Below are 15,589 nucleotides of genomic sequence, written 5' to 3'. Positions count from 1 at the left end.
CCGGCGCCTGCCCCCCTCAGAAGCTTTCACAGCCACACGCTGGCCTTCAATCAAGGCACTTCCGTTCTTCCCGTAGGAGTTGACTCAAAACCTTGTCGGACGTTTTTTGATCTACCGCCGCTTACTCCAGAACTCCTCCGCCAACCGCCGCAAATCCTCCGCCAGCCCCGCCACATCGCCTGAGCTGAGCTGGCTCTGCTGGCCGGCGCTGACTGTCACCTCGCCGGCATTGCGAATGCCGATGATGTTGCGGTTGATGTCCTCGCTGACTGCGCTTTGCTCTTCCACCGCCGCCGCGATCTGCTGGCTCATGGCAGTAATCTGGGTCACCCGCTGGCTGATGCCATCCAGCGCCGCCGCGGCGCGCTGGGCCTGGTCGACACTGGCCTCCACATGCTGGCTGCTTTGCGCCATGGCTTGCACCGCATCCCGGGCGCCGCCTTGCAGTGTGCTGATCATGCGCTGGATTTCATTGGTCGAATCCTGCGTACGCTGGGCCAGCCCGCGTACTTCATCGGCCACCACGGCGAACCCGCGTCCCTGTTCCCCGGCCCGCGCCGCTTCGATGGCGGCATTGAGCGCCAGCAAGTTGGTCTGTTCGGCAATCGCCCGGATCACTTCCAGCACCCCGGAAATATCGCCGCTGTGGCTTTCCAGTTGATGGATCACTTCGGTGGCCCGTGCCAGTTCCCGGGACAAACGCAGCACCGCATCGCGGCTTTCATCCACCCGCTGGTGGCCTTCCCGGGTCTCGCTGCCAGCCTGGTCAGCGGCCTTGGAAGCCTGCAGCGCGTGCTCGGCGACTTGCGCCACGCTGGCGGCCATTTGATTGATCGCGGCGGCAACCTGATCGGTCTGGGTTTGTTGGCCGAGGCTGCTGCAGTGGCTGCTGTCCAGCTGCTCTACCAACGCCGCTGCATGCCCGGATAGACGTCGCGAGGCGTCACCAATCCGGCCGACCACCGCACCCACCTGGGCTTCCAGCATCTGCATGGCAAACTCGATACGCCCGAACTCATCCCCGCGTCCGGTGTAGATCGTCTGGCTCAGCGTGTTGTCAGCAATCAGCCGCGCCCGCTGGTTCAACTGCGCCAGAGGCCGTAACGCACCGTGCACGCCCGCTACCCCCACGGCACATGCCGCCGTCAGCGCCAGCAGTTGCCAGGCCACGGGATAGGTCGCCAGTCCAAGGCCCAAGGCCCACGTTGCGGCGCAAACCCCCAGCACCCACGCCGACAACTTGAGGGTCACTCCCACTACCGGCGGCGCCCGCCGAGTGCCGGCCCGCAAGCGGGCATAGGCCCGTTCGGCCAGTTGCACCCGCCGCGCATCGGGCTTGGTGCGCACCGACTGATACTCCACCGTGACGCCGTCCCGGGTGACCGGCGTGGCGTAGGCGCTGACCCAGTAGTGATCGCCGTTCTTGCAACGATTTTTCACCATGCCCATCCACGAGCGGCCGCTTTTCAACACCTGCCACATGTGCGCAAACGCAGCCGGCGGCATGTCCGGGTGACGCAGCAGGTTGTGCGGGGTACCCAACAACTCCTCGCGGGTGTAGCCGCTGATATCGATGAAGTCCTGGTTGGCGTAGGTAATTGCGCTAGTCAGGTCAGTGGTCGAGAGGATGTTGGCGTCGGGGGCAAAATCCACATTTCGACCGGTGACCGGCAGATTGATCTTCATGGAAACGCGCGCTCGTGATTGTTGGAGGAGTCGGCAGGGCGTCGACTCTAAGCGCACGGGTTGGGCAAATACTGATCCAGCTCATGTTCGGTGCAATTAATTGGCCATTACGGCCTGGCGGGCGGTGCGTCAAGACGGTAGGGCTGGACGATGCGCTGGTATTCGCCACTCTGCATCAGTTGCTCGAGGGCGCAGTTAAGGTCATTGCGCAGCGCGGTGTCGGGCTTGCGCAGGGCAATTGCCACGCCGTTACCCAGCAGATCGGTGGAGACGGCGGGGCCGAGGAAGTCGAAAATCTGGCCGTCGGCGGTGTCGAGCAGCGCCTCACGAATTTCCACCGTGCCTTGCAGCGTCGCATCGATGTCGCCGGCCAACAGGCTGCGGACCAATTCGTCATTGCGCCAGAAACCCTTGACGATCACGCCCTTCGGCGCCCACTTCGCCAGGGCAAACGCCTCGCGGTTGCTGCCCACCAGCACGCCCACGCGCTTGCCCTTCAGCGACCGAGGGGTCGGCATCAAGCCTGATGTCTTGCGGGCCACCAGGCGCGTGATCATCGGATAGAGGTCATCGGTGAAATTCACTCGCCGGTGCCGTTTCGACGTAGGGGCGATGCCCATGATCGCGTCGAATTGCCTGGCTTCAAGGGCGGTGAAATTTTCCACCAGGATCTGGTCGACCCAGGTACATCGCATATTGAGCTGTATGCACAGGGCGTTACCCAATTCGATGTTCAGTCCTACAAGTTGGCCTTGTTGATTGCGGCTTTGAAAGGGCGGGAACTGCGCGGCCACGGCAAAACGAATTTCGCTGCGTGGTTGATCACCGGCCGCAGCGATGGAGACGACACCGTCTATCAGCGACAAGCCCAGCACAACACAGGTGCGTATAAGAACCACAGGGACGTCCTATTCCGGAAAACCAGCTGCACCACGTCCAGCCCAGAGCGAAAAAGTCGGGGCTGGCGGGTGCGTGCAAGCTTTCAAGAATTGGCCGCAGGCCTACAAGGCGAAACGTCAGTAACTCTTGTAGGCATAAATCTCCATTGCGAAGGATTTATTACCGGTCAGCGCTTGCCCATGGAGCGACGGGTGCCGGGCGGTGCCATGCCCGGGCTCTTGGTGTGGCCGTTCTTCGCGCCGTTTTTGTACCACGGCTGGCTGGCGTTTTTTGCCCCGGCCAGTTCGCCCGGCTTGAACGGAAACTTGAATGCCGGGATCTCGGCCTTGGTTTCGCCTTCGACGCTGTCAGGATTGGCCTGTTGGTCGATGTCGACCGCTTCAACAGCGGGTTGTGTCGGGGAATTCATGGAAGCTCCGGGGAGTACTGAAAATGACGCGGGCCCGACTTGCAGGCCACACCGCCGCGCAGTATACCTGCGCGCCTCGGATCTTTAACCACTGCTCGTACGAATGGTCGGACTTTACTGACGGCGCTGTCAGTTAGCAGTCACTTTGCTGACCGGGTTGGCGGGCTATAAAGAACCTACATTCTTCCGATCCTTTGCCCTGGCGCCTCACCCCATGCACATTCAACGAAAAACGGCCTTGATCGTGGGCGTCCTTGTGGTATTGGCCGTGGTTGCCTGGGTGGTGACCCGCCCGGCCAAAACCAAACTGACTGCGTCGGCAGCGATTCCAGTGCGAGTGATCAGCGTCAAACAGCAGGACATCCCGGGTTTTGTCAGCGGCATTGGTTCGGTGCTGTCGTTGCACAGCGTGGTGATCCGCCCGCAGATCGACGGCATCCTCACCAAATTGCTGGTCAAGGAAGGTCAACTGGTGAAGACCGGCGACCTGCTGGCGACCATTGATGACCGCTCGATCCGCGCCAGCCTGGACCAGGCCAAGGCGCAACTGGGGGAAAGCCAGGCGCAACTGCAAGTCGCGCTAGTCAACCTCAAGCGCTACAAGGAACTGAGCATCGACGACGGCGTGTCCAAGCAGACCTATGACCAGCAACAAGCCCTGGTCAACCAGCTCAAGGCCACGGCCCAAGGCAACCAGGCGGCCATTGACTCGGCTCAGGTGCAGCTTTCCTACACGCAGATTCGCTCTCCGGTCACCGGTCGCGTCGGGATTCGCACGGTGGATGAAGGCAACTTCCTGCGCATGAGCGACACCCAGGGCTTGTTCTCCGTGACCCAGATCGACCCGATTGCCGTCGAGTTTTCCCTGCCGCAACAAATGCTGCCGACTCTGCAACGCCTGATCACCGCGCAACTGCCCGCCGACGTCAACGCCTATATGGGCGCCGACACCGACGGCCAGACCGGCGACCTCCTGGGCGAAGGTCGCCTGAGCCTGATCGACAACCAGATCAGCGGCACCACCGGCACCATCCGCGCCAAGGCCGAGTTCAGCAACGGCGCGCAAAAACTCTGGCCGGGGCAACTGGTGACGATCCGGATCCAGACCGCCCTGCACAAGAACGCCCTGGTGGTACCGCCCACCGTCGTGCAACGCGGGCTGGATTCGCACTTCGTATACCGGCTCAAGGGTGACAAGGTAGAGGTGGTGCCGGTGCAGGTGCTGTATCAGAACAGCGACATGAACATCCTCCAGGGCGTGCAGGCCGGCGACGTGCTGGTCAGCGACGGCCAGTCACGGCTCAAGGCAGGCGCTCAGGTCGAGGTGCTCAAGGAGCCGCCGCAGGTGATCCAGACCGTTGATGCCAAGGTGCAGCCATGAGTGGCAGTCGTTCGCCGTCGGCCTGGTGCGTCGACCATCCGGTCGCCACCTTGCTGCTGACCTTCGCCCTGGTGTTACTCGGGATGATTGCCTTCCCACGACTGGCCATCGCCCCACTGCCGGAAGCGGAATTTCCGACGATTCAGGTCAGCGCCACGCTGCCCGGCGCCAGCCCGGACACCATGGCGTCCTCCGTGGCCACGCCGTTGGAAGTGCAATTCAGCGCCATCCCCGGCATGACCCAGATGACCTCCAGCAGTGCCTTGGGCTCCAGCCTCCTGACCCTGCAATTCACCCTCACCAAGAGCATCGACACCGCCGCGCAAGAAGTGCAGGCGGCGATCAACACCGCGTCCGGCAAACTGCCCAGCGACATGCCAAGCCTGCCGACCTGGAAGAAGGTCAACCCGGCGGACAGCCCGGTGCTGATCCTCAGCGTCAGCTCCGACAGCATGCCCAGCACCGAACTGAGCGACTACGTGGAAACCCTGCTGGCCCGTCAGATCAGCCAGATCGACGGCGTAGGCCAAATCAACATCACCGGCCAGCAACGCCCGGCCATCCGGGTGCAGGCGTCAGCCGATAAACTCGCGGCCATCGGCCTGACCCTGGCGGACGTGCGCCTGGCGATCCAGCAATCGAGCCTGAACCTGGCCAAGGGCGCGATCTACGGCGAAAACAGCGTGTCGACCTTGTCGACCAACGACCAGTTGTTCCATCCCGAGGATTACGCCCAACTGATCGTGTCCTACAAGGACGGGGCGCCCGTACAACTGCGGGATATCGCCAAAGTCGTCAACGGTTCGGAAAACGCCTACGTGCAGGCCTGGTCCGGCGACACGCCAGGGGTCAACCTGGTGATCTCCCGCCAGCCTGGGGCGAATATCGTCGAGACCGTGGACCGCATTCAATCCGAGCTGCCACGCCTGCAAGCCATGTTGCCGGCCTCGGTGCAGGTCAGCGTATTGACCGACCGTACCAAGACCATCCGCGCGTCCTTGCATGAAGTGGAAGTGACCCTGCTGATCGCCATCCTGCTGGTGGTGGCGGTGATGGCGCTGTTCCTGCGCCAGTTGTCGGCCACGTTGATTGTGTCCAGCGTGCTCGGTGTGTCGCTGGTCGCCAGTTTTGCGCTGATGTACCTGATGGGCTTCAGCCTGAACAACCTGACCCTGGTGGCGATCGTGATCTCCGTGGGGTTTGTGGTGGACGATGCCATCGTGGTGGTGGAAAACATTCACCGCCATCTGGAGGCGGGCCTCGACAAGCGCGAAGCGGCGATCAAGGGCGCGGGGGAAATCGGCTTTACCGTGGTGTCCATCAGCTTCTCGCTGGTGGCGGCGTTTATTCCGCTGCTATTCATGGGCGGTGTGGTCGGGCGGTTGTTCAAGGAGTTTGCGCTGACGGCCACCTCGACCATCCTGATTTCGGTGGTGGTCTCACTGACGCTGGCGCCCACCCTGGCCGCGTTGTTCATGCGCGCCCCGACCCATCACGCCCACGACAAACCCGGCTTCAGCGAGCGCCTGCTTGCCGGCTATGCGCGCAATCTGCGCCGCGCGTTGGCCCACCAGCGCACCATGGCCGCAATCTTCATGGTGACCTTGGCCCTGGCCGTGGTCGGCTACGTGTTCATCCCCAAGGGGTTCTTCCCGGTACAAGACACCGGCTTCGTCCTCGGTACCAGCGAAGCGGCGGCTGACGTGTCCTTCCCGGACATGGTCGCCAAGCACAAGGCGATCGCCGAGATCGTCAAGGATGACCCGGCGGTGGAAGCGTTTTCCCATTCGGTGGGCGTGACCGGCAGCAACCAGACCATCGCCAACGGCCGGTTCTGGATCGCCTTGAAAGATCGCGGAGATCGCGACGTGTCAGCCAGCCAGTTTATCGACCGGATCCGGCCGAAACTGGCGAAAGTGCCGGGCATCGTGCTGTACCTGCGTGCCGGCCAGGACATCAACTTAAGCTCCGGCCCCAGCCGCGCCCAGTACCAGTACGTGCTCAAGAGCAACGACGGCCCGACCCTGAATACCTGGACCCAGCGCCTCACCGAAAAACTGCGGGCCAACCCGGCGTTCCGCGACCTGTCCAACGACTTGCAGCTGGGTGGCAGCATCACCCACATCAGCATCGACCGTCAGGCCGCTGCGCGTTTTGGTCTCACCGCCACCGATGTGGACCAGGCGCTGTACGACGCCTTCGGCCAGCGCCAGATCAACGAGTTCCAGACCGAGATCAACCAGTACCAGGTGGTGCTGGAGCTGGACACCCAGCAACGCGGCAAGGCCGAAAGCCTGAACTACTTCTACCTGCGCTCGCCGCTGACCAACGAGATGGTGCCGCTGTCGGCGGTGGCCAAGGTCGACCCGCCCACCGTCGGGCCATTGTCCATCAGCCATGACGGCATGTTCCCGGCGGCCAACCTGTCGTTCAACCTGGCGCCGGGCGTCGCGTTGGGCGATGCGGTGATCATGCTCAACCAGGCCAAGAACGAAATCGGCATGCCGACTACCATCATCGGCAACTTCCAGGGCGCGGCCCAGGCGTTCCAGAGTTCGTTGGCCAGCCAGCCCTGGCTGATCCTTGCGGCACTGGTGGCGGTCTACATTATCCTGGGTGTGCTGTACGAGAGCTTCGTGCACCCGCTGACGATCATCTCCACCTTGCCGTCGGCGGGTTTGGGCGCGTTGATCATGCTGTCCCTGATGGGCCAGGACTTTTCGATCATGGCCCTGATCGGCCTGGTGCTGCTGATCGGTATCGTGAAGAAGAACGGCATCCTGATGATCGACTTTGCCCTGGATGCCCAGCGTGTACGCGGCTTGCCGCCTGAAGAGGCGATTTATGAAGCCTGTGTCACGCGGTTCCGGCCGATCATCATGACCACCCTCGCCGCGTTGCTGGGGGCGGTGCCGCTGATGCTGGGCTCCGGCCCCGGTGCAGAAATGCGCCAGCCACTCGGTATCGCGGTGGTGGGCGGGTTGCTGGTGAGCCAGGCGCTGACGCTGTTCACCACGCCGGTCATATACTTGTACCTTGAGAAGTTTTTCCATAGACCCAAACCAGCTCCCCAGCTGGCAACCACACTCTGAGGCTGAGGCCCCGTCCTGGAACAAAAGGCTCATGCGTGTACTGATTATTGAAGACGAAGAAAAAACCGCCGACTACCTGCACCGCGGCCTGACGGAGCAAGGCTATACCGTCGACGTTGCCCGTGAAGGTGTCGAGGGTTTGCACCTGGCCCTGGAGAACGATTACGCGGTAATCGTGCTCGACGTGATGCTGCCCGGCCTGGATGGCTTTGGCGTGTTGCGTGCACTGCGGGCGCGCAAGCAAACGCCGGTGATCATGCTGACCGCCCGCGAGCGCGTGGAAGACCGCATTCGCGGCCTGCGCGAAGGTGCGGACGATTACCTCGGCAAGCCATTCTCGTTCCTCGAACTGGTGGCGCGCCTGCAGGCCCTGACTCGCCGCAGTGGCGGGCACGAGCCGGTGCAGGTGACCATCGCCGACCTGTGGATCGACCTGATCAGTCGCAAGGCCAGCCGCAACGGCGTTCGCCTGGACCTGACCGCCAAGGAGTTCTCGCTGCTCAGCGTGTTGGCCCGGCGCCAGGGTGAAATCCTGTCCAAGACCTCAATTGCGGAAATGGTCTGGGACATCAATTTCGACAGCGACGCCAACGTGGTGGAAGTGGCGATCAAGCGCCTGCGGGCCAAGCTCGACGGGCCGTTCGAACAGAAACTGCTGCACACCATCCGCGGCATGGGTTATGTGCTGGAGAACCGCAGTGTCGGCTAACTCCATCGCCCTGCGCCTGAGTGGCATGTTCACGTTGGTGGCGCTGCTGATCTTCCTGTTGATCGGCGGCGCGCTGTACCAGCAGGTGGACAAAGGCCTGGGCCTGTTGCCCGGTGCCGAGCTGGATGCGCGTTACAGCGTGCTGGAGTCTTCGGTGAACCGCTTTGGTACGCCGGACCACTGGGCGAAGATCACCGCCAAGCTCAAGCTGTTGGGTGAGGAAGACAAGCGCATCCGCTTCTGGGTGGTGAGCAGCGATCCGACCTACGAATACGGCAACCCGGACGCGCAGATTCGGGCCTTTGCCGAAGGCCCGACCGGCAAGCGCGATTTGCACCTGCCGGGCCATCATCATCCGTTCAAAGTGCTGGTCAGCCAGTTCCCGGCCAAGGACCAGCGTCCGCCGTTGCGCTTCATGATCGCCGTCGACACCGAGAACTTTCGCGCCACCCAGCATCAACTGCTGGTGGCGCTGATCAGCCTGGCATTTGTCGGCGTGGTGCTGGCGTCGCTGCTGGGGTTTTGGGTCGCACGTATCGGCCTCAAGCCGCTGATCAAACTGTCGGATGAGGCGCAGAAACTCGCGCCACCGAAACTCTCCGGGCGCCTGCAACTGTCGCCGTTGCCGCCGGAGCTGAAGCAGTTCGTCAATTCCTTCAACTCGACCCTCGACCGGGTGGAGCAGGCCTATTCGCGCCTGGAGTCGTTCAACGCCGATGTGGCCCATGAACTGCGCTCACCGTTGACCAACCTGATTGGCCAGACCCAGGTGGCACTGACCCGTGGGCGTTCGGCCGAGCATTACTTCGAGGTGCTGCAATCGAACCTCGAAGAGCTGGAACGGCTGCGTTCGATCATCAATGACATGCTGTTCCTGGCCAGCGCCGACCAGGGCAGCAAGGCCACCAAGTTGATCAGCAGTTCACTGGCGGACGAAGTGGCGACCACCCTGGACTATCTGGACTTCATCCTCGAAGACGCCCAGGTGCAGGTCCGCGTGAGCGGCGATGCCCAGGTGCAGATCGAGAAGGCGCATTTGCGCCGGGCGTTGATCAACCTGTTGAGCAATGCGGTGCAGCACACGCTGCCTGGGCAGGTGATCGAGGTGAAGATCGAAGTGTTGGAGGATCACGTGGCGATCGGGGTGACCAACCCGGGTGATGAGATTGCCAGTGAGCACCTGCCCCGGTTGTTCGAGCGGTTCTATCGGGTGGATGCGTCCCGCAGCAATAGCGGGGCGAATCACGGCTTGGGGCTGGCGATCGTCAAGGCGATCGCGCTGATGCACGGCGGGGATGTGTTTGTGCGCAGCGAGGGCGGCGGCAATACCTTTGGCATTACGCTGCCGGTGTAACGGCTGACCGCCCTCAGTTACTCAACCGAACCCCGCCCAAACTGCCACTTAGCTCATAGGCCGCCAGTTCCGCCTGATGGGCGGCCATGATCTCCGGCAGCGAACTGCGCAGGTATTCCACCCACGTCTTGATCTTCGCATCCAGGTATTGGCGCGACGGGTAGATGGCGTACAGGTTCAGTTCCTGGGAGCGATAGTTGGGCATCACCCGCACCAGGGTGCCGTTGCGCAGGCCTTCAATCGCCGCATACACCGGCAACAGGCCAACGCCCATGCCGCTGGTGATGGCGGTCTTCATCGCATCCGCCGAGTTCACCAGGAACGGTGAGCTGTTGATGGCCACGCTCTCCTGGCCCTCGGGCCCGTTGAACGACCATTTGTCCAGCTGAATCACCGGGCTGACCAGGCGCAAGCAGGCGTGGTTAAGCAGGTCGCTGGGCCGTTGTGCACAGCCATTGGCCTTGACGTAAGCCGGCGACGCACAAGCGATGCTGTAAGTTATCCCCAGGCGTTGCGAAACAAAACCCGAATCCGGCAGTTCGCTGGCGAGCACGATGGACACGTCGTAGCCCTCGTCCAGCAGGTCCGGGACGCGGTTGGCCATGGTCAGGTCAAAGGTCACGTCCGGGTGGGTGCGGCGGTAGCGGGCAATCGCATCGATCACGAAGTGCTGGCCGATGCCGGTCATGGTGTGCACCTTCAGCTGCCCGGCCGGGCGGGCGTGGGCGTCGCTGGCTTCGGCCTCGGCTTCCTCGACGTACGCCAGGATCTGCTCGCAACGCAGCAAATAGCGCTTGCCGGCCTCGGTCAGGGCGATGCGGCGGGTGGTGCGGTTGAGCAAACGGGTTTGCAGATGGGCCTCAAGGTTGGAGACCGCGCGCGAGACGTTGGCCGTGGTGGTGTCCAGTTGCACGGCGGCGGCGGTGAAGCTGCCGGCTTCGGCCACACAACTGAAGGCGCGCATGTTTTGCAAAGTGTCCATGGGGTGCTCTCTGGGAGATGGCAAATTGTGACACGAAGTTTCTTTTTTTTGCAGAGCGAATAATGAACCTACGAACGGATTATCGCCTGAACGGTAACAAAGATTCACAAGAATCCCACCTTATCGCCATCCGGCCCGGCCCTTAGAATTGCGCCACCTTCCCCGCAACACCCTCTCAGGAATTCGCAGCAGTGCCGCGTCGCATCAGCAGAGAGCTGAAGACTCTCAGTGTTTGGGCCTTATCGTTAGCAATCAGCGGCTGCATCGGAACCGGAGGAATTGCCCCTCAAGGCCAGTCACTCGTCGCCAATTCATTGGCCACCGACGAAGCGATCAACACCGCCGCCCGGGACGCCCACTGGCCCACCGCGCAATGGTGGCAAGCCTACGGCGACCCGCAACTCAACCACTGGATCGACCTCGCCGTGCAAGGCAGCCCGAACATGGCCATGGCCGCCGCTCGTGTGCGCGAAGCCCGGGCCATGGCCGGGATCGCCGAGTCGGCCGAGTCGTTGCAGGTCAATGGCGACGCCACGCTCAAACGCCATAACTGGCCCAGCGACCAATTCTACGGCCCGGGCGCGCTGGACAATTCCACCACCTGGGACAACAACGCTTCCCTGGGCTTGAGCTATGCCCTCGATCTCTGGGGCCGCGAAAGCAATGCCACCGAGCGTGCCGTGGACATGGCCCACATGAGCGCAGCCCAAGCGCGCCAGGCCCAGCTCGAATTACAGAACAACGTGGTGCGCGCGTATATCCAGCTGTCGTTGCACTTCGCCCAGCGCGATATCGTGGCCGCCACCCTGGCTCAGCAACAACAGATCCTCGACCTGGCGCAAAAGCGTCTGAATGGCGGGATCGGCACCCACTTTGAAGTCAGCCAGGCCGAGACGCCGCTGCCGGAAACCCATCGGCAACTGGATGCTTTGGATGAAGCCATCGCCCTGAGTCGCAACCAGCTGGCTGCGTTGGCGGGCAAGGGGCCGGGGGAGGGCGCGCAGTTACAGCGGCCCACGCTGTCCCTCGGTGCACCGCTTAAATTGCCGTCGACCTTGCCCGCCGAACTGCTCGGCCAGCGCCCGGACGTGGTTGCCAGCCGCTGGCAAGTGGCGGCCCAGGCCCGTGGCATTGATGTGGCTCACGCCGGTTTCTACCCCAACGTCGACCTGGTGGGCAGCCTCGGCTACGTCGCCACCGGCGGCGGGATGCTCAGTTTCCTCACGGGTAAAAAGCTCAACTACACCGCCGGCCCGGCCATCAGCCTGCCGATCTTCGACGGCGGCCGCCTGCGCTCGCAACTGGGTGAAGCCAGTGCTGGCTACGACATCGCCGTCGCGCATTACAACCAGACGCTGGTCAATGCACTCAAGGGCATCAGCGACCAGTTGATCCGCCGCGAGTCGATGGACAAACAGCAGTCCTTCGCCGCTGAATCCGTGGCCTCCGCGCAGAAGACCTACGACATCGCGATGATCGCCTACCAGCGCGGCCTCACCGATTACCTCAACGTGCTGAATGCCCAGAGCCTGTTGTTCCGCCAGCAGCAGGTGCAGCAGCAGGTCCAGGCCGCGCGCCTGAGTGCCCATGCCGAACTGGTGACCGCATTGGGCGGCGGCCTCGGTGCCGGCAGCGACGTGCCCTTGGACAGCAAGACTCTTCCGAGCAAGACCCCGGCGGCCCTCGCCGTGTTTGATCACTGAGTAGGATGCAATGACTCCCTTGCCTGCACCGCTGCGCTGGTTGCACTCCCTTGAGTGGCGCCGTGGTTTCTTCGATTGGGCGCGCAGTGACGGCGTGACCTGGGTCTATATCTTCAAGGTGCTGATCGCGGCGTTCCTGACGCTGTGGCTGGCCATGCGCCTGGAACTGCCGCAGCCGCGCACCGCGATGATCACGGTATTTATCGTGATGCAGCCGCAGAGCGGCCAGGTATTCGCGAAGAGTTTTTACCGCTTCCTTGGCACCCTGGCGGGCTCGGCGGTGATGGTGTTTCTGATCGCGTTGTTCGCGCAGAACACGGAACTGTTCCTCGGTTCGTTGGCGATCTGGGTCGGCATCTGCACTGCTGGCGCTACCCGCAATCGCAACTTTCGCGCCTATGGTTTTGTGCTGGCCGGCTACACCGCCGCGATGGTTGGCCTGCCGGCCTTGGCCCATCCCGACGGCGCGTTCATGGCGGCGGTGTGGCGGGTCCTGGAAATTTCCCTGGGGATTGTCTGCTCCACGCTGGTCAGCGCAGCGATCCTGCCGCAAACCGCCAGCGCCGCGATGCGCAACGCCTTGTACCAGCGCTTCGGTGTGTTTGCGTTGTTCGTCACCGAAGGCCTGCGCGGTCGCAGTGAGCGTGAAGGGTTTGAGCGCAGCAACGTGCGCTTCATCGCTGAAGCCGTGGGCCTGGAAGGCCTGCGTAGCATCACCGTGTTCGAAGACCCGCACATGCGCCGGCGCAATGGCCGGCTGACGCGCTTGAACAGTGAGTTCATGAGCATCACCACTCGCTTCAACGCCTTGCACCAGTTGCTGGAACGCCTGCGCAGCCAAGAGGCCGATCACGTGGTGGCCGCTATCAAGCCCGGCCTGCAAGACCTCGCGGAATTGCTCGACGGTTTTTCCGGCCGCGCCCTCATCAGCCCCGATGCGGCGCGCCTGGCCAATCAGTTGAATACCTATAAGGAAGGCCTGCCCGCCAAGGTGCGCAGCCTGCGCACGAGCTTCCAGGAAAGTCAGCCCAGTGACGCCGAGCAGCTGGATTTCCACACTGCCTATGAGCTGCTGTACCGTTTCGTCGACGACTTGCACAACTACGCCCAGACCCACGCGTCCCTCGCGGATCACAGCCATGAACGCGAACACTGGGACGAGCCCTATACCCCGAAAACCAACTGGCTGGCCTGCGCCGCCTCGGGGATTCGCGCTTCATTTATCCTGATCGTCCTCGGCAGTTACTGGGTGGCCACGGCCTGGCCCAGCGGCGCCACCATGACCCTGATCGCCGCGGCGACGGTGGGCTTGTCGGCCGCCACGCCCAATCCCAAGCGCATGGCGTTTCAAATGGCCTGCGGCACCTTGATCGGGGCGCTGGTGGGGTTTGTCGAAATGTTCTTCGTGTTCCCCTGGATCGACGGTTTCCCGCTGCTGTGCGTGATGCTCGCCCCGGTGATCATCTTCGGTTCGTTCCTGGCTTCGCGCCCGCAGTACGCCGGGGTTGGCGTGGGGTTGCTGATTTTCTTCAGTACCGGCTCGGTGCCGGACAACCTCACGATCTATAACCCGTACACCTTCATCAACGACTACATCGCGATGGTCATCGGCATGCTGGTGTGTGCGGCGGCGGGCGCGATCATCCTGCCGCCCAACAGCCGCTGGTTGTGGCGCCGGCTGGAGCAGGACTTGCGCGAGCAAGTGGTGTTCGCCATCAGCGGCAAGCTCAAGGGCCTGGCGTCAGGTTTCGAAAGCCGCACCCGCGACCTGCTGCACCAGGCCTACGGCTTCGCCGCCGGGCAACCCCAGGTGCAACGCAACCTGCTGCGCTGGATGTTCGTGGTGCTGGAAGTCGGCCACGCGATCATCGAGTTGCGCAAGGAACAGGCGATCTTGCCGGTACACCCGGCGTATGCCGAATCCCAGCCGTGGCGCCAAGCGATCCGGGTGATGGGCCGCTCGTTGGTGCGGCTGTTCCTGCAACCCAGCGCCAGCAACCTGGAGCGCAGCCTGATCGCCGTGGACCATGCGATCAGCCGGGTGCAGGCCACCGACGAACCCTTCGCCCCGCACTTCGACACCTCGGCCCTGCGCCGGGTGAAAAGCTACCTGCACTTTATCCGTACCTCATTGCTGGACCCGCAATCACCCCTGGCTGCACTCAAGTCCGAAGGACCCGCTCATGCCTCGTGAAATCGCCTTCCACGGCGTCTACATGCCCACCATGACCCTGATGTTTTTTATCGCGGCGGGCGTGGCCTGGGCCCTCGACCGGTTTCTGGCCGGCTTTGATCTGTACCGTTTTTTCTGGCACCCGGCGCTGCTGCGCCTGAGCCTGTTCGCTTGCTTGTTCGGCGCCCTGGCGCTGACCGTCTACCGTTGAGAATGCCCCGATGAAAAAGTTTTTCAGCCTGCTCGCGACCTTGCTGGTACTGGCCCTGGCGATCTGGATTGGTCGTACGCTGTGGGTGCAATACATGGAAACCCCATGGACCCGCGATGGCCGCGTGCGCGCCGACATCATCAACGTCGCTGCCGACGTTACGGGCGAGGTGGTCAATGTCCCGGTGCGTGACAACCAGTTGGTGAAAAAGGGCGACCTGCTGATGCAGATCGACCCCGAGCATTACCAGATTGCGGTCAAGCAGGCGCAATCCCTGGTGGCTTCCCGCAAGGCCACCTGGGAGATGCGCAAGGTCAACGCCCACCGCCGCGCCGACCTCGACGCCTTGGTGATCTCCAAGGAAAACCGCGACGACGCCAGCAACATCGCCGACTCGGCCCTGGCGGATTACCAGCACGCGTTGGCGCAACTCGAAGCAGCCGAACTGAACCTCAAACGCACCCAGGTTGTGGCGGCGGTGGACGGCTACGTCACTAACCTCAACGTGCACCGTGGCGACTACGCACGCATCGGCGAGGCGAAGATGGCGGTGGTGGATATGAACTCGTTCTGGGTCTATGGCTTCTTTGAAGAAACCAAGCTGCCCCACGTCAAAGTCGGGGACAAGGCAGACATGCAGTTGATGAGCGGCGAAACCCTCAAGGGCCACGTGGAAAGCATCTCACGCGGGATCTACGACCGGGACAACCCGGAGAGCCGCGAGCTGATCGCCGATGTGAACCCGACCTTCAACTGGGTGCGTCTGGCCCAGCGGGTGCCGGTGCGGATTCACATCGATGAAGTGCCGGAGGGCGTGCTGTTGGCGGCGGGGATTACCTGCACCGTGATCGTTAACGACGACCTCTGATACACCCTCAATTCCCTGGCAGGAACCGGGTCAATGTGGGAGCTGGCTTGTCGGGTCGCCGCATCGCTGCGATGCAGACACCTCGGTCAACCTGAGAAAATGCAGTAACCATGTGGGAGCG

11 protein-coding genes and 2 pseudogenes are annotated in these 15,589 nt (G+C 62.7%); 8 read left to right on the top strand and 5 right to left on the bottom strand.

The features are described from left to right. Nucleotides 1-111: 111 nt before the first annotated feature. From ACA046_RS27260 to ACA046_RS27245, 4 genes and pseudogenes are all read right to left on the bottom strand, one after another. Complete coding sequence (locus ACA046_RS27260; protein ID WP_497677143.1) at nt 112-1,158, bottom strand: methyl-accepting chemotaxis protein; 1,047 nt, start codon at nt 1,156-1,158, stop codon at nt 112-114. A 246-nt stretch (nt 1,159-1,404) separates the two neighbouring features. Next, nucleotides 1,405-1,686 (bottom strand): annotated as a pseudogene (locus tag ACA046_RS27255) (PAS domain-containing protein); the annotation flags it as partial. Between the two features lie 107 nt (nt 1,687-1,793). Further along, entirely contained in the window at nt 1,794-2,585 is a 792-nt protein-coding gene (locus ACA046_RS27250; RefSeq protein WP_497675334.1) for a transporter substrate-binding domain-containing protein, read from the bottom strand. A gap of 167 nt (nt 2,586-2,752) precedes the next feature. Continuing rightward, nucleotides 2,753-2,995: a hypothetical protein gene (locus ACA046_RS27245; RefSeq protein ID WP_003216247.1), complete on the bottom strand. Its 243-nt coding sequence runs from the start codon at nt 2,993-2,995 to the stop codon at nt 2,753-2,755. A 214-nt stretch (nt 2,996-3,209) separates the two neighbouring features. Here ACA046_RS27245 and ACA046_RS27240 point away from each other — a divergent pair, with 214 nt between their 5' ends. Genes ACA046_RS27240 through ACA046_RS27225 form a run of 4 tightly spaced genes read left to right on the top strand, consistent with a single transcriptional unit; the run spans nt 3,210 to nt 9,531 of the window. Then, nucleotides 3,210-4,376 carry an efflux RND transporter periplasmic adaptor subunit gene (locus tag ACA046_RS27240; RefSeq protein WP_459023699.1) on the top strand — a complete coding sequence of 389 codons (1,167 nt, stop codon included), beginning with the start codon at nt 3,210-3,212 and terminating at the stop codon, nt 4,374-4,376. After that, nucleotides 4,373-7,468, top strand: coding sequence for a multidrug efflux RND transporter permease subunit (locus ACA046_RS27235; RefSeq protein WP_076014373.1), 3,096 nt, complete (start codon nt 4,373-4,375; stop codon nt 7,466-7,468). Before ACA046_RS27240 ends, ACA046_RS27235 begins: the two co-directional genes overlap by 4 nt. Nucleotides 7,469-7,499: 31 nt before the next feature. Next, nucleotides 7,500-8,177 (top strand): heavy metal response regulator transcription factor, encoded by a 678-nt coding sequence (locus ACA046_RS27230; RefSeq protein ID WP_003216255.1) that lies wholly within the window; start codon nt 7,500-7,502, stop codon nt 8,175-8,177. Continuing rightward, on the top strand, nt 8,167-9,531 hold the full coding sequence (locus ACA046_RS27225; protein WP_497675333.1) for a heavy metal sensor histidine kinase: 1,365 nt from the start codon (nt 8,167-8,169) through the stop codon (nt 9,529-9,531). Before ACA046_RS27230 ends, ACA046_RS27225 begins: the two co-directional genes overlap by 11 nt. Nucleotides 9,532-9,544: 13 nt before the next feature. On the opposite strand, the gene ACA046_RS27220 is transcribed toward ACA046_RS27225, so the two are convergent. Then, nucleotides 9,545-10,513 carry a LysR family transcriptional regulator gene (locus ACA046_RS27220; RefSeq protein WP_003216257.1) on the bottom strand — a complete coding sequence of 323 codons (969 nt, stop codon included), beginning with the start codon at nt 10,511-10,513 and terminating at the stop codon, nt 9,545-9,547. A 191-nt stretch (nt 10,514-10,704) separates the two neighbouring features. Between ACA046_RS27220 and ACA046_RS27215 the strand changes: the two genes are divergently transcribed. The 4 genes and pseudogenes from ACA046_RS27215 to ACA046_RS27200 form a co-directional block, all read left to right on the top strand. Further along, entirely contained in the window at nt 10,705-12,216 is a 1,512-nt protein-coding gene (locus ACA046_RS27215; RefSeq protein WP_459023694.1) for an efflux transporter outer membrane subunit, read from the top strand. Between the two features lie 10 nt (nt 12,217-12,226). Further along, nucleotides 12,227-14,410, top strand: coding sequence for an FUSC family protein (locus ACA046_RS27210; RefSeq protein ID WP_459023692.1), 2,184 nt, complete (start codon nt 12,227-12,229; stop codon nt 14,408-14,410). Further along, nucleotides 14,400-14,600 (top strand): DUF1656 domain-containing protein, encoded by a 201-nt coding sequence (locus ACA046_RS27205; protein ID WP_076014369.1) that lies wholly within the window; start codon nt 14,400-14,402, stop codon nt 14,598-14,600. Before ACA046_RS27210 ends, ACA046_RS27205 begins: the two co-directional genes overlap by 11 nt. Before the next feature lie 10 nt (nt 14,601-14,610). Further along, nucleotides 14,611-15,508 (top strand): annotated as a pseudogene (locus tag ACA046_RS27200) (efflux RND transporter periplasmic adaptor subunit); the annotation flags it as partial. Nucleotides 15,509-15,589: the final 81 nt, after the last annotated feature.

It is taken from the genome of Pseudomonas sp. LBUM1641, from assembly GCF_059716235.1.
Note: the sequence above shows the minus strand (reverse complement) of the source record. Positions and strands in the feature narration are given on the sequence as shown.